Consider the following 14,821-nt stretch of genomic DNA (forward strand, 5'->3'; position numbering starts at 1 on the left):
AATGCGAGTCCGGTGCGGCGGGAACGTGGCGTGCACACCGGCCGAACGTCGGCTTGTGTGCCAGAAATCGGCCGAATCTCGACCACAAGGCAACATTCGGCACCGCAACTCATGCGCTGGCGAAAGCCCGGTGCGTGTTCACATATCGCCGTAGCGTCTGCCCTATGACGAACTTCGCAGCCCGCCGGTCCCGGTCGCGTCTGGCGATGGGGACAGTCCTTCTCGCCGCCGCGCTCACGGCCGCCTGTTCGACCAACACGACCTCGACCGACACCACGACGAACACACCTGGAGCCAAGGGTGACTCGGCACCGGGCCGGGTTGTGGTGATCACCACCGGGGGCACCATCGCGACGAGCACCGACGCCAACGGCGTGCGCCGCCCGACGGTCAGCGGCGCCGACCTGGCGGCCGGACTCGACGTCCAGGTCATGGACGTGATGAAGAAGGACAGTTCACAGCTGACCCCGGCCGACTGGGACGTGATCGGAGCGGCCGCCAAGAAGGCGGTGGCCGACGGCGCTTCCGGCGTGGTCATCACCCACGGCACCGACACCATGGAAGACACCGCCATGTGGTTGGACGTCACGTACAACGGGCCGGCACCGATCGTGCTGACCGGGGCCCAGCGCAGCTCCGACGCCCCCGATGCCGACGGACCGACGAACCTGCGCGACGCGCTGACCGTGGCGTCCAGCCCTGCCGCCCGCGACCAGGGCGTGATGATCATGTTCGCCGGTGACGTCTTTCAAGCCCTGGGGACCCACAAGGTGAACACCCAGGACATCCACGCATTCGGCGGCACACCACCGATCGGATCCGTCGCCGACAACACCTTCACGCTGGACCACCCCGCACAGCGGCCCTTCCTCGGGGAGGTACCGGCGGTCAGCGCGCCGCGGGTCAACGTCGTCGCGGCCTACCCTGGCGACGGCGCCGGCCCGGTCGATGCCGCGGTGGCCGCGGGAGCGCGCGGAATCATCCTGGAAGCACTGGGATCCGGCAACGCCGGTGACGGCGTGGTGGATGCGGTGCGCCGACACGCTCCGGCCGGGGTGGCCTTCGGAATCTCCAGCCGCGTCCCGACCGGGGAGGTCGTCGCCGAATACGGTCCCGGCGACGACATGGTCAAGGCCGGCGCGGTGATGGTTCCGCACCTGCGGCCCAGCCAGGCGCGAGTGCTGATGATGGCCGCGCTGGCCACCGGCAAGCCGGTGGTCGACACGATGAAACGCTGGGGCTAATCGTCACTGAGCCCGAGCAGCTTGACGCTTTCGTGGCGCATGTCGACCTTGCGGATCTTTCCGGTGACCGTCATCGGAAACTCCTCCACGACAAGCACATACCGCGGGATCTTGTAGTGCGCCAGCTTTCCGGTGGCAAAGTCGCGCAACGCCGCGGCATCCAGCGGCGCGCGGCCCGGCTTCATCCGCACCCACGCGCAGATCTCCTCGCCGTACTTCGCGTCCGGCACACCGATCACCTGGGCGTCGTCGATGTCGGGGTGCGTGTATAGAAATTCCTCGATCTCCCGGGGATAGACGTTCTCGCCGCCGCGGATCACCATGTCCTTGATCCGGCCGACAACTGTGCAGTACCCGTCCTCTCGCATCACCGCGAGATCCCCGGTGTGCATCCAGCCGTCGCCGTCGATCGCCTCGGCGGTTTTCGTCGGCTCATCCCAATAGCCCAGCATCACCGAGTAACCGCGGGTGCAGAATTCGCCGGGCTGCCCGCGCTCGACCGTCTCACCGGTGTCCGGGTCCACGATCTTGACCTCGATGTGCGGATGGGCCCGTCCGATGGTGGCGGTGCGGCGCTCCAGGTCGTCGTCGACCAGCGTCTGGCACGACACCGGTGATGTCTCGGTCATGCCGTAACAGATCGCCACCTCCGCCATGTGCATGTCGGCCACCACCCGTTTCATCACCTCGACCGGGCACACCGAGCCCGCCATGATCCCGGTGCGCAGCGAGGACAGGTCGAACTGGGCGAAATCGGGATGTCCCAACATGGCGATGAACATCGTGGGTACCCCGTACAGCGCGGTGCAGCGCTCGGATTCGACTGCGGCCAAGGTGATGCCGGGATCGAACCCCGGTGCCGGGATCACGATCGCCGCACCGTGGGTCAGCGCACCGAGATTGCCCATCACCATGCCGAAGCAGTGGTAGAACGGCACCGGGACACACACCCGGTCGCCGCGGCCGAAATTGATCAAACCGCCGACGAAGAAGCCGTTGTTGAGGATGTTGCGATGGCTGAGCGTGGCCCCCTTGGGGAATCCCGTTGTCCCCGAGGTGTACTGGATGTTGATCGGCTCGGTGTTGGACAGCTGGGCCATCCGGGCACGCAACTGCTCCTCACCGACCTGGTGGGTGTGCAAGCGGTCCCAGTCCAGCGTCCCGAGAAAGATCACATCCTTGAGCTCCGGGCAGTCCACCTGCACCTCGGCCACCATCGTCACATAGTCCGACGACTTGAACGCCGTGGCCGACACCAGGGTCCGGATGCCGGATTGCCGGAGCACATAAGCGAGTTCGTGGGTGCGGTAGGCCGGGTTGATGTTGACCAGGATCGCGCCGATCTTGGCCGTGGCCAGCTGCAGCATCACCCATTCGGCACAGTTGGGCGCCCAGATGCCGACGCGATCACCCTGCTGGACACCGGAGGCCATGAGACCCCGGGCCACCGCGTCGACTTCATCATTGAGCTGGGCATAACTCCAGCGTCGCCCGGTCTCCACCTCCACCAGCGCGTCGACATCCGGCCCGGCCGCCACCATGCGCTCGAAGTTCGCCCCGATGGTCTCCTCGAGGACAGGTACATCGGTCGGACCCGCGTCGTAGGACTTCATCCCAGTAAATCCTCATATCGGTATTCGGTGGAAATCGGTTCGCCCGCTTCATGAGCCGCGTCCTCACGCTTACGCAACTCGACGCGGCGGATCTTGCCCGAGATGGTCTTGGGCAGGTCGAAGAACTCGACGCGCCGCACCTTGAGGTAGGGCGCGAGATGGTCACGGGCATAGGCCATGACGTCTTTGGCGGTGTCGGCGTTGGCTTCCCAGCCGTCGGCCAGCGCGACATAGGCCTTGGGCACCGACAGCCGGGTGTCGTCGGGTTGCGGTACCACCGCGGCCTCGACCACGGCCGGATGCTCGATCAGTACGCTTTCCAACTCGAACGGCGACACCTTGTAGTCACTGGATTTGAACACGTCGTCGGTGCGGCCGATGTAGGTGATGTAGCCGTCCTCGTCACGGCAGGCGACATCGCCGGTGTGGTAATACCCGCCGGCCATCACGGCCTCATTGCGTTGGGGGTCACCGAGATAACCGGTCATCAGGTTGCGCGGGTGCGCCGCCAGATCCAGGCAGATCTCCCCCTCGTCGGCGGGCGTCGAGGTGATCGGATCCACCAGTACCACCGGCACACCCGGCATCGGACGGCCCATCGATCCGGCCTTCACCGGCTGTCCCGGGGTGTTGCCGACCAGCAGCGAGGTCTCGGTCTGGCCGAACCCGTCACGGATCGTCAGCCCCCAGGCCTTCTCGACCTGTGCGATCACATCGGGATTCAGCGGTTCACCGGCACCCAGGATCTCGCGCAGCCCCTCGGGCCGCTCACCCAGATCGGCCTGGATCAACATGCGCCACACCGTGGGCGGAGCGCAGAACGTGTTGACCCGAGCGCGTCGCAACTGATCCATCAGCGCCGCCGCGTCGAAGCGCGCGTAGTTGTAGACGAAGATCGTCGCCTCGGCGATCCACGGGGCGAAGAAACAGCTCCAGGCATGTTTGGCCCACCCCGGCGAACTGATCGCCAGGTGCACGTCGCCGGGCCGTACCCCGATCCAGGCCATCGTGGTCAGATGCCCGACCGGGTAGGAGACCTGGGAATGCTCGACCAGCTTCGGCTTGCTCGTGGTGCCTGAGGTGAAGTAGATCAGCATCGGGTCGTCGACCGTGGTGCACGCCTCGAAGCGCCGCGGCGCCACCTCGTGCGCGTCGGCGTAGCGGTGCCAGCCGGAGGGCGCGGCGCCGACCGCGATGCGGGTGTAGTCCCCCGGCACCTCGGCGAACTTGGCCGCATCGGCGGTGTTGGCGACGACGAACCGAGCCCCGCCACGGGCGATGCGATCCGACAGGTCCGCCGGCCCCAGCGCCCCGGTGGTCGGCATGATGACCGCGCCCAGCTTGGCGATGGCCAGCATGGCCTCCCACAACTCGACCTGGTTGCCCAGCATCAGCAGGACCCGGTCCCCCTTGCCGACCCCGAGCCCCTCCAACCAGGTGGCGACGCGGTCGGAGCGCTGCGCCATCTCGGCAAAGGTGACCTGCTGTTCGGAACCGTCCTCCTCGACGATCCACAGCGCGGTGCGGCGGTTGTCCCTGGCGATGACGTCGAACCAGTCGACTGACCAGTTGAAGGTGCCGCTGATCTGCGGCCAGGCGAACTCCTCGACGGCCAGCGCGTAGTCGGCAATGGTGGCGACCAGCTGGTCACGGGCCCTGCGGTAGCGGTCTGTGTTGCTCGCGGCGGAATCCATGACAGTTATGCTCTACGTCACACTTGCCCGCCCGCTACCCCCGAAAGTGTGTACCTGCGATGCGCCCCTCGTTACTGCGACCGCGTGACGCCGACGCGGTGCGCGCCGAGCTGCGCCGCATGGCCACCGAAACCGGGCTTCCGCTGGCGTTCGGCGGCCAGGTGCACGAGGACACGCTCCTGCTGAGTGAGTTCTTCGGCACCCGCACCGCCGCCATGCGTGGGCTCGCGGTACTGCCCCGCGCCGGGCTGGGCGGGGCCAGCGTGGTGTCGCGCCGCCCCATCTCGGTACCCGACTACCGGCGCGCCTCGACCATCACGCACGACTACGACGAGCCGGTGCTGACCGAGGGCATCCGCTCGATCCTGGCCGTGCCGGTGGTCGTCGACGGCACGGCCCGGGCCGTGCTGTACGGGGCGCACCGCACCAGTGCCCCGATCGGCGGCCGCACCGTCGCGGCGATGGTGGCCTCGGCGCAGCGGTTGAGCGAAGAGCTGCGGGTCCGCGACGAGGTGGACCGGCGGATGCGGATGCGTGAGGCCGCGCTGACCCACTTCACCGATCAGCCGGCCGATACCGAGCAGATCCGCGAGGTGCACGCCGACCTGCGCCGGCTCGCGGCCGACACCCCGGACCCGGGCCGCTCCGCGAGCTGGCCGACCGGCTGGCCGTGGCACTGCGCGGTGACCCGCCGGCCAGCGCCCCACTGACCACCCGTGAGGTCGACGTGCTCGCGCAGGTCGCGCTCGGTTGCACCAACGCCGAAGCCGCCCAGCGGCTTTCACTGAAACCCGAAACCGTGAAAAGTTACCTGCGCAGCGCGGCGGCCAAACTCGGGGCGCGCAACCGGCACGAGGCGGTGTCCAAGGCCCGGCGCCTGCGCCAGATTCCCTGACCTTCCGAGCTCCCTCTGGCAGATTGGGAGCCATGGCTCAGATCCGCCCATTCCGCATCGCAGTTCCCGACGCCGATCTCGACGACCTCAAGGCCCGGCTGAACCGGACCCGTTGGCCCGAGGCCGAATGCGTCGACGACTGGACCCAGGGCATCCCACTCGACTACACCAAGGAACTGGCCGACTACTGGGCCAACGAGTACGACTGGCGTACCCGTGAGGCCGCGCTGAACCGGTTCGACCACTTCACCACCGAGATCGACGGCCTCGACATCCACTTCATCCACCAGCGCTCTGGACGTGAAGACGCGTTCCCGCTACTGATCACCCACGGCTGGCCGGGGTCGATCGTCGAATTCCACAAGGTGATCGAGCCGCTGACCGAGGCCGGGTTCGACGTCGTCTGCCCGTCGCTGCCCGGCTACGGGTTCTCCGGCAAGCCGACCACCTCGGGCTGGGGTATCGGGAAGATCGCCGCGGCCTGGGAGGAGTTGATGACGCGCCTGGGCTACGACCGCTACGGCGCCCAGGGCGGCGACTGGGGTTCGGCGGTGACGACACAGATCGGCCGCAACGTGGGCTCGTGCGTGGCCATTCACGTCAACATGCCGATCGCGCAACCGCCGGCCGAGGGCATCGGTGAGATGACCGAAGACCTGCAGAAGGCCCTGGCCCGGATCGACTACTACCGCAAGTGGGATTCGGGCTACATGAAGCAGCAGTCCACCCGGCCGCAGACCGTCGGGTACGGGCTGGTGGACTCCCCGGTCGGGCAGCTGGCCTGGATCGTGGAGAAGTTCTGGTCGTGGATGGACTGCGACGGAAACCCCGAGAACGTGGTGTCCAAAGACGAGATGCTCGACAACGTCATGCTGTACTGGCTCACCGCATCGGCGGCCTCATCGGCCCGGCTGTACTGGGAGAGTCACAGCACCTGGGGCGGCGGCGAATACGTCAGCCTGCCCACCGGTATCGCGTCGTTCCCGATGGAGATCCTGCGGGCCCCGCGCAGCTGGTGCGAGACCGGTTACAACGTCACCCACTACACCACGATGCCGCGCGGCGGCCACTTCGCGGCCTTCGAACAGCCGGAACTGTTCGTCGAGGATGTCAAGACATTCTTCGACACGGTGCGCTGAGGTATTAGCGTCGTGAGCATGGACCCGTTGGTGCGTTCCCGTGCTGTGCAGGCCGTGATCTGGGGGATGCCCGCCGTCAACTTCGAGCTGTTGCGGCAGGCAGCGGCCAGAGCCGGGGCGGGCGACAACCAGGTGGTGTACTGGTCGAAGCTGCCGGACTGGAAGAACCAGACACTGACCCCCAACCCCGACACGCTGTACTTCTTTCCGTTCTACAACACCCAGGCCGGACCGGTGGTGCTCGAAATCCCGCCTGCCGAGGGCGGATCCATCACCGGATCGATCGACAACGCCTGGCAGGAGGCGCTGGAGGACGTCGGACCCGCCGGCCTCGACAAGGGCGCAGGTGGCAGATACCTGATCCTGCCGCCGGATTTCGACGGCGAGGTTCCGGACGGTTACCTCCCGCTGCGCTCGGTGACGTACACGGGGTTCGGGGCACTGCGCGCGAACATCGCATCCAGTGCCGACGCGGACGTCGCCGCGGCGGCCGACTACGGAAGCCGTATCAAGTGCTACCCACTGTCCGGACCGGAAAACACCGGTTTCGTCGACGCCGCTGACACGTTGTACGACAGCACAATTCCCTACGACATCCGATTCTTCGAACTGCTCGATCAGTTTGTGCAACGTGAGCCGTGGCTCCAGCGGGACCGGGTGATGATCTCGGTGCTCGCCGCCATCGGCATCGAACAGGGCAAACTGTTCGAACCGGACAACGAGTTGAAGGCGGTGCTCGACGCGGCCGCAGCCGAGGCGCACGACTGGCTCGAGGCCAACTATCCACGGTTCTTCACTCCGCCGTATTTCGACGGGACCCACTGGGCCGTCCCCGCCTCTCCCGAGGTCGTGCAGGGCATGCAGAGCGGATTCGCCGATGTGGCCAGTTATCCCGTCGACGATCGCGGCCTGCTGTACTCATTCATCTACTTCAGCGCCAAACACCTTGGGCAGGGCCAGTTCTACGTCATGACGATCGCCGACCAGCAGGGCGAGCCGTTCGACGGAGCTGCCACCTATCGGCTGCGAGTGCCGGCCGACCCGCCGGTCTCGCTCTACTGGTCAGCGACGGTGTACGACCGGGCCACCCATGCGCTCATCCGGGACCTGCCATGGGGCAGCCGGTCATCGCACCGACCCGACCTGGTGACGAACCCGGACGGATCCGTCGACGTCTACTTCGGACCGTCCGCACCGGAAGGCAAGGAGTCCAACTGGATCCCCACCAAATCCGGTGGCCGGTTCGAGGTCCTGTTCCGGTTCTACGGACCAAAGCCGGCACTGTTCGACAAGACCTGGGCGCTTCCCGACATCGAGAAGATCTAGCCGGCGCCATGAAACGCCTGAGCTGGCTGGGCATCATCATGATCGTCGTCGCGGTGGGCGGCGGCATGCTGTGGCTGCTGTGGCCCAAACAGCAGCCACCGATCGCTGCCGAAGCCACCGCAGGGCCGTACCTGGTGCGGCTGAAAGGCGATCCGCCCAAGGTCGGGGTCAGCCCACTGGCCGTCGAGATCTTGGGAAGCGCAGGCGAGACCCCGACACCGGATTCGGTGCGCTTCGAAGCCGCCATGCCACAGATCGGCCTTGCCGCGCCGCCCGTCGAGGCCAAGGCCACAGACCTGGACGACTACCGCGCCGACGTCAACCTGTCCACGCCTGGCAAGTGGGAGATCACCGTCCGCATCGGAGCGGGGACAGAGAGCTATGCCGCCGTCCTCACCGTCACCGCCCGGCGCTAGCACGTGCGCGGAGGAAAGATCCGCCCCGCTCAGGCCAGGGAGTCCACCCAGGCTCGGTGCAACGCCGCATAGGCGCCGTCGGTCCGGCCGATCAAATCCGCCGGCGCCCCGTCCTCGATGATGCGGCCGTGCTCGAGCACCAGCACGCGGTCAGCGATCTGCACTGTGGAGAGCCGGTGCGCGATCACCAGCGCGGTGCGGTCGGCCAGCACGGTTTCCAACGCGCGCTGCACCATTCGTTCACTCGGGATGTCCAGTGACGACGTCGCCTCGTCCAGGATCAGCACCGCCGGGTCCGCGAGGAACGCCCGGGCGAACGCCACCAACTGACGCTGCCCGGCCGACAGCCGCCCGCCGCGCTTGGCGACATCGGTGTCATATCCGTCGGGCAACGCCTCGATGAAACGGTCCGCACCGACCGCCGCAGCCGCCGCCCGCACCTGCGCGTCGGTGGCGTCGGGCCGTCCGAACCGGATGTTGTCGGCGACCGTCCCGGAGAACATGAAGTTCTCCTGGGTCACCATCACGACATGACGCCTCAGCTCGGACTGGGCCAGCTGACGTAGATCCGCACCGTCCAGCGTCACCGTTCCGGCCGTGGGGTCGTAGAACCGGGCGATCAGCTTGGCGATCGTGGTCTTGCCCGCGCCGGTGGTGCCCACCAGCGCCACGGTCTGACCGGCCGGCACCGAGAGCTCAAGCCCGGGCAACACCGGGCGGCCCGGCGTGTACTCGAACCGCACATCGTGGAACGCGATGTCGCCCTTGGGGTCCGGCAACGGGACGGGAACCTCCGGGTCGGCGATGGCCGGCCGCTGGGCCAGCACGCCGGCCAGCTTCTCCAGTGCCGAGGACGCCGACTGGAAGGTGTTGAAGAACTGCGAGATCTCCTGCATCGGTTCGAAGAACATCCGCAGGTAGAGCAGGAACGCGGCCAGGGTGCCGATCGTCATCTCGCCGTGCAGCACCCGGTAACCGCCGTACAGCAGCACCACGCCCGTGGTGAGGTTGCCGACCAGCTTGACCCCGGGCATGAAGATGGCCAGCAGCTTGAACGTCTTCTCGTTGATCGCCCGGTAGCCGTCGGCGACGTCGTCGAAGATCTCCTGATTGCGCGGCTCCCGCCGATAGGCCTGCACGGCCTTGATGCCGGTCATGGTCTCGACGAACTGCACGATCACCAGCGCCGCGCTCTCACGCACCAACCGGTAGGTCTTGCCCGACTCGTTGCGGAACCACCACACCAGGCCCACCAGGACCGGGAACGCCGCGAGGCACATCAGGCCCAGCCGCCAGTCCAGCGCCACCAGCAGGATCGCGGTGCCGAACAACGTCAGCACCGCGGTGATCAGGCTGTCGAAGCCGGTCTCCAGCATGTCCTGGATGGCCTCGACGTCATTGGTGGACCGGCTGACCACCCGGCCCGAGGTGTAACGGTCGTGGAAGGCCACATCGAGCCGGCCGAAATGCCGGAACACCCGGCGGCGCAACTCCAGCAGCACCCGCTGACCGACCCGCCCGGAGCGGCGCAGGAAGAACATCCGGCTGACCGCCTGCACGATCACCACCACGCACAGCGTGCCGACGATGAGCATCAGCTCCCGGGCCGGGCCACCCTCGAGGATCGGTGGGATGCCGCGGTCGATGCCGCGCTGCACCAGGATCGGAACCGAGAGCCGGGCAACGTTTTCCACGATGACCACCAGGGCCAGCACCGCGACGGTCCAGCGGTACGGCCGCAGCAACGAACCGAGCAACGCCCGGGCCTCACGGCGCCGGGGCAGGCTCTCGTCGATCGGGAGTGCGGAGTCGGCGGCTTTGCCGCTGTCCGTCTCGTCGTCCGTGACCTGCCCGCGCCAATCTGTCAGGGTCATCGGCGCTGCACCTCCGCACCGAAACGCGGCGGCTCACCCACGTCATCGATGGCCGTGCGTTCGTCATGGCCGCGCTGCAACCGGCCCAACTCCTCGTCGTCCTCCCAGTCGCAGCTGCGCTCACAGGCGTCGTCGAGCTGGTCGTCGGCGGCCAGCAGGTAGCGATATTGCGGTACCTGCGCGAGCAATTGGGCGTGGGTACCGATGTGGGTGATGGTGCCCTCCTGCAGCAGCGCCACCTTGTCGGCCAACAGCACCGTCGACGCGCGGTGCGCCACGATGATGCCCGTCACGCCGCGCAGGACACGGCCAAGGGCCTCGGTCACGATGGCCTCGGTGTGCACGTCCAGCGCCGAGAGCGTGTCGTCGAGCACCAGGATCTTGGGGGCGGCCAGGATGGCGCGGGCCAGCGAAAGGCGTTGGCGCTGCCCGCCGGACAGGCTCATGCCCTGCTCGCCGATGCGGGTGTCCAGCCCGAACGGCAGATCGTAGACGAACTGTGCGGCCGCGATCGCGATGGCCTGGCCCATCTCCTCGTCTGTGGCATCCGCCCGGCCCAGCCGCAGGTTCTCGGCCACCGACATCGAGAACAGCGTCGGATCCTCGAATGCGGTGGCCACCGTCTGCCGCAACGCCGGCAGGCTCAGCTCCCGGATATCGCCGCCGTCGATCAGGATCTGACCTTCGGTGACGTCGTAGAGCCGCGAGAACAACGCCGCCAGAACCGATTTACCCGATCCCGTGGCGCCGACGAGCGCCAGCGTCTGCCCCGGCTCCACCACCACGTCGACGTGGCGCAGGGCCCACTCGCCGTCGCCGTCGGGGAACTTGAAGCCCACATCGCGCAGCTCCAGCCGGCCGCCGCGCGGCGGCTCGGACACCGGGCCGTCCTCGATTTCGACAGGTGCATCGAAGATCTCGGCGATGCGGTTGGCGGCGGTGAACGACTCCTGGGTCATCGACAGCAGAAAGCCCAACGAGGCGATCGGCCACACCAGCGACAGCATCATGGTGATGAAGGCGACGAGGGTGCCCATCGTGACGTGGCCGTGGCCGGCCGCATACGCACCGAACCCCAGCACCACGATCAGCGTGAGGTTCGGGATGACCTCCAGCAGCGTCCAGAACTTCGCCGACACGCTGACCCTGGCGAACTGGGTGTCGTAGAGCTGCGTGGCCTGCTCGTCGAACCGGTCGAACACATAGTCCTCACGGCCGAACGCCTTGACCACCCGCAGGCCAAGCGCGGCCTCCTCGACATGCGTTGCCACATGGCCGGTCTGGTCCTGTGCCAGCCGCGACAACCGCGTGTACTCCCGCTCGAAATGCAGCACGGTCAGCGTGATCGGCACGATCGACACCAGCACCACCACGCCCAGCGGCCAGTACATGGCCAGCAGGATCGAGGCCACCACCACGATCTGCAGGGTGTTGAGGATCAGGAACACCAACCCGAAGGACAGGAACCGGCGGATCGTGGACAGATCGTTCATCACCCGCGACAGCAACTGACCGGACTGCCAGCGACCGTGAAAGCTCATCGGCAGGATCTGCAGCCGCGCGTAGAGGTCCTTGCGGATGTCGGCCTCTACGCCCATGGTGGCCCGCGCCACCAGCCAGCGCCTGATGAACCACAGCACCGCCTCGGTGATACCGACGGCCACCGCGGCCGAACCCAGGACCCACAGCCCGTGCTGATCCTGGTGGCGCACCGGACCGTCGATGACGGCCTTGGTCATCAGCGGAATCGCCACCGTGGCGGCCAGGCTGACCACCGCGACCACGACCATCACGATCCAGCGGGCCCGGTACGGCAACAGATAAGGCAACAGCCGCCGCAGATCTGAACTCGTCCGGATCCGCTTCGGAGATGGGGCGATCGCGGGTTGACTCACTGGTCCAATCTTCCCATCAGGGGCAAACGATTAACCTCACGCCGCCGGAACCTCCTCGGAGAACTGCGTGTCGTACAGCTCGGCATACCGGCCGCCGCGGGCCAGCAGGTCGCGGTGGGTACCGCGTTCGACGATGCGCCCGTCCTCCACGACGAGGATGAGATCGGCGGCACGGACCGTGGACAACCGGTGGGCGATGACGATCGACGTCCGCCCGTCCAGAGCCTCGGCGAGCGCCTGCTGCACGGCGGCCTCCGAGGCCGAGTCCAGCGACGCCGTCGCCTCATCGAGCACCACCACCCGCGATCGTCCCAACAGCAGGCGCGCGATGGTCAACCGCTGCCGCTGTCCTCCCGAAAGACGGTATCCGCGCTCACCGACAACCGTGTCCAAGCCGTCGGGCATCGCCGCGACCACGTCGTCGAGCCGGGCCCGGCGCAGTGCGTCCCACAGCTGCTCCTCGCCGGCTTCCGGTGCGGCCAGCAGCAAGTTCGAGCGGATCGACTCGTGGAACAGGTGCCCGTCCTGGGTCACCATGCCGACCGTGTCCTTGAGCGACGCGAACGTGACGTCCCGCACGTCGGCGCCGTTGAGCCTGATGGAACCGGAGTCGACGTCGTAGAGCCGGGCCAGCAATGACGCGATGGTCGACTTGCCCGCACCCGAGGATCCGACCAGCGCGACCATCTGCCCGGGCCGGGCGGTGAACGAGATGCCGTGCAGCACCTCGTCGCCACCACGATCGTCCAATGTCGCCACCTCCTCCAGCGACGCGAGCGACACCTTGTCCGCCGAGGGGTAGGAGAACCGCACGTCGTCGAACTCGATCCGGACTGCGCCCGGAGGCACGTCGACGGCTTCCGGCTTCTCGGCGATCAGCGGCACCAGGTCCAGCACCTCGAAAACCCGCTCGAACGACACCAGCGCGCTGGCGATCTCGACCCGCGCATTGGCCAGCGCGGTCAGCGGCGCATACAGCCGGGTCAGCAGCAACGCCAACGACACCACGGCACCCGCCTGCAACTGCCCGCCGATCGCCAGCACGCCGCCCAGCCCGTAGACCAGGGCCAGGGCCAGTGCAGACATCAGCGTCAGCGAGTTCATGAACGTCGACTGCAGCATCGCCGTGCGCACCCCGATGTCACGCACCCGGTCGGCACGGACCGCGAACTCGCCGGACTCCCGCTCCGGGCTGCCGAACAACTTGACCAGGGTGGCGCCGGGCGCCGAGAAGCGTTCGGTCATCTGGGTGTTCATCGTGGCGTTGTGGGCCGCCGCCTCCCGCGACAGCCCGGCCATCCGGGTACCGATACGACGGGCCGGCAACACGAACAACGGCAGCAGCGCCAGCGACAACAGGGTGATCTGCCACGAGATGCTGAGCATCACCACCAGCGTCAACGACAGGGTCACCAGGTTGGCGACGATGCCCGACAGCGTGTCCGAGAACGCCCGCTGCGCCCCGATCACGTCGTTACCCAGGCGGCTCACCAAGGCGCCGGTCCGGGTCCGGGTGAAGAAAGCCACCGGCATGCGCTGCACATGATCGAACACCGCCGTGCGCAGATCCAGGATCAGGCCCTCGCCGATGTTGGACGACAACCACCTGGTCAACAGGGCCACGGCCGCCTCCGCCAACGCCACCGCGGCGATGACCGCGGCCAGCAGCACCACCGTCGACGCCGGCCCGCCCTGGGTGATCGCGTCGACCACCCGGCCGGCGAGCACCGGCGTCGTCACCGTCAGCAGCGCGGTGACCACGCTGATCGCGACGAACCAGCCGAGCCTGCGATGGTGGCGCGCGGAGAACCGCCAGATCCGCGACAACAGCCGCCGGTCGGCCAGCGCGCGCAGGTCTCCGTCGCGCGCGTGCGTCTGCCGGTACAGCGACTGCCGGGCCACTGTTTCCATACTCATGAGCATCACCGTAAAACCTGAACAATTATTGAGGTCAAAGACTTCCCGGGTGCCTACGCGATTCGCTGTTGTTCATCGGGCAAGATGGCGGTTATGGATACCGCTACCGGTGGCATGGCCTCGCCCCGGGTCCTCGTCGTAGACGACGACCCCGACGTGCTCGCCTCGCTGGAACGGGGGCTGCGGCTGTCCGGGTTCACCGTCTCGACGGCCGTGGACGGGGCTGAAGCGCTGCGCAGCGCCACCGAGACCCGCCCGGACGCGATCGTGCTCGACATCAACATGCCCGTGCTCGACGGCGTGAGCGTGGTGACCGCGCTGCGCGCGATGGACAACGACGTGCCGGTCTGTGTGCTCTCGGCCCGCAGCAGCGTCGACGACCGCGTGGCCGGCCTGGAAGCCGGCGCCGACGACTACCTGGTCAAACCCTTCGTGCTGCAGGAGCTGGTGGCCCGGGTCAAGGCCCTGCTGCGGCGCCGCGGCGCATCGGCCACCTTCTCCTCCGAGACGATCCAGGTCGGCCCGCTCGAGGTCGACATCCCGGGCCGCCGCGCCCGGGTCAACGGTGTCGACGTGGACCTGACCAAGCGCGAGTTCGACCTGCTGGCCGTCCTGGCCGAGCACAAGACCGCGGTGCTGTCCCGGGCACAGTTGCTGGAACTGGTCTGGGGCTACGACTTCGCCGCCGACACCAACGTGGTGGACGTGTTCATCGGGTATCTGCGCCGCAAACTCGAAGCCGGCGGCGCACCGCGCCTGCTGCACACCGTCCGCGGGGTCGGATTCGTCCTGAGGACCCAATAGCGAC

10 protein-coding genes and 1 pseudogene are annotated in these 14,821 nt (G+C 67.5%); 6 read left to right on the top strand and 5 right to left on the bottom strand.

The genetic code is table 11. From position 1 onward, the window contains the following. The first annotated feature begins 164 nt into the window (after window positions 1-164). Window positions 165-1,244 (top strand): asparaginase, encoded by a 1,080-nt coding sequence (locus tag BN2156_RS27910; RefSeq protein ID WP_090518177.1) that lies wholly within the window; start codon window positions 165-167, stop codon window positions 1,242-1,244. On the opposite strand, the gene BN2156_RS27915 is transcribed toward BN2156_RS27910, so the two are convergent. Together BN2156_RS27915 and BN2156_RS27920 are read right to left on the bottom strand one after the other, a co-directional pair. Continuing rightward, window positions 1,241-2,857: an AMP-binding protein gene (locus BN2156_RS27915; protein ID WP_090518178.1), complete on the bottom strand. Its 1,617-nt coding sequence runs from the start codon at window positions 2,855-2,857 to the stop codon at window positions 1,241-1,243. The genes BN2156_RS27910 and BN2156_RS27915 overlap by 4 nt on opposite strands. Continuing rightward, window positions 2,854-4,551 carry an AMP-binding protein gene (locus tag BN2156_RS27920; RefSeq protein WP_090518179.1) on the bottom strand — a complete coding sequence of 566 codons (1,698 nt, stop codon included), beginning with the start codon at window positions 4,549-4,551 and terminating at the stop codon, window positions 2,854-2,856. The genes BN2156_RS27915 and BN2156_RS27920 overlap by 4 nt, the downstream gene beginning before the upstream one ends. 59 nt (window positions 4,552-4,610) lie before the next feature. Here BN2156_RS27920 and BN2156_RS27925 point away from each other — a divergent pair. From BN2156_RS27925 to BN2156_RS27940, 4 genes and pseudogenes are all read left to right on the top strand, one after another. Beyond that, window positions 4,611-5,446, top strand: a pseudogene (locus BN2156_RS27925) (LuxR C-terminal-related transcriptional regulator). A gap of 32 nt (window positions 5,447-5,478) precedes the next feature. Further along, the gene (locus BN2156_RS27930; protein ID WP_090518180.1) at window positions 5,479-6,585 is read left to right on the top strand and encodes an epoxide hydrolase family protein; all 1,107 of its coding nucleotides are present in this window, start codon (window positions 5,479-5,481) and stop codon (window positions 6,583-6,585) included. Window positions 6,586-6,603: 18 nt separating this feature from the next. Continuing rightward, on the top strand, window positions 6,604-7,911 hold the full coding sequence (locus BN2156_RS27935) for a DUF1214 domain-containing protein (RefSeq protein WP_090518181.1): 1,308 nt from the start codon (window positions 6,604-6,606) through the stop codon (window positions 7,909-7,911). Between the two features lie 8 nt (window positions 7,912-7,919). Next, on the top strand, window positions 7,920-8,327 hold the full coding sequence (locus BN2156_RS27940) for a FixH family protein (RefSeq protein ID WP_090518182.1): 408 nt from the start codon (window positions 7,920-7,922) through the stop codon (window positions 8,325-8,327). Window positions 8,328-8,356: 29 nt separating this feature from the next. On the opposite strand, the gene BN2156_RS27945 is transcribed toward BN2156_RS27940, so the two are convergent. Genes BN2156_RS27945 through BN2156_RS27955 form a run of 3 tightly spaced genes read right to left on the bottom strand, consistent with a single transcriptional unit; the run spans window position 8,357 to window position 14,013 of the window. Further along, window positions 8,357-10,201, bottom strand: coding sequence for an ABC transporter ATP-binding protein (locus BN2156_RS27945; protein ID WP_090518183.1), 1,845 nt, complete (start codon window positions 10,199-10,201; stop codon window positions 8,357-8,359). Then, window positions 10,198-12,096, bottom strand: a complete 1,899-nt coding sequence (locus BN2156_RS27950; protein ID WP_210436722.1) for an ABC transporter ATP-binding protein — start codon at window positions 12,094-12,096, stop codon at window positions 10,198-10,200. Before BN2156_RS27950 ends, BN2156_RS27945 begins: the two co-directional genes overlap by 4 nt. 36 nt (window positions 12,097-12,132) lie before the next feature. After that, the gene (locus BN2156_RS27955) at window positions 12,133-14,013 is read right to left on the bottom strand and encodes an ABC transporter ATP-binding protein (RefSeq protein WP_090518615.1); all 1,881 of its coding nucleotides are present in this window, start codon (window positions 14,011-14,013) and stop codon (window positions 12,133-12,135) included. An 84-nt stretch (window positions 14,014-14,097) separates the two neighbouring features. Here BN2156_RS27955 and BN2156_RS27960 point away from each other — a divergent pair, with 84 nt between their 5' ends. Beyond that, window positions 14,098-14,817, top strand: coding sequence for a response regulator transcription factor (locus tag BN2156_RS27960; RefSeq protein ID WP_407661757.1), 720 nt, complete (start codon window positions 14,098-14,100; stop codon window positions 14,815-14,817). Window positions 14,818-14,821 lie beyond the last annotated feature (4 nt).

This window comes from Mycolicibacterium neworleansense (assembly GCF_001245615.1).
Lineage (GTDB): Bacteria > Actinomycetota > Actinomycetes > Mycobacteriales > Mycobacteriaceae > Mycobacterium > Mycobacterium neworleansense.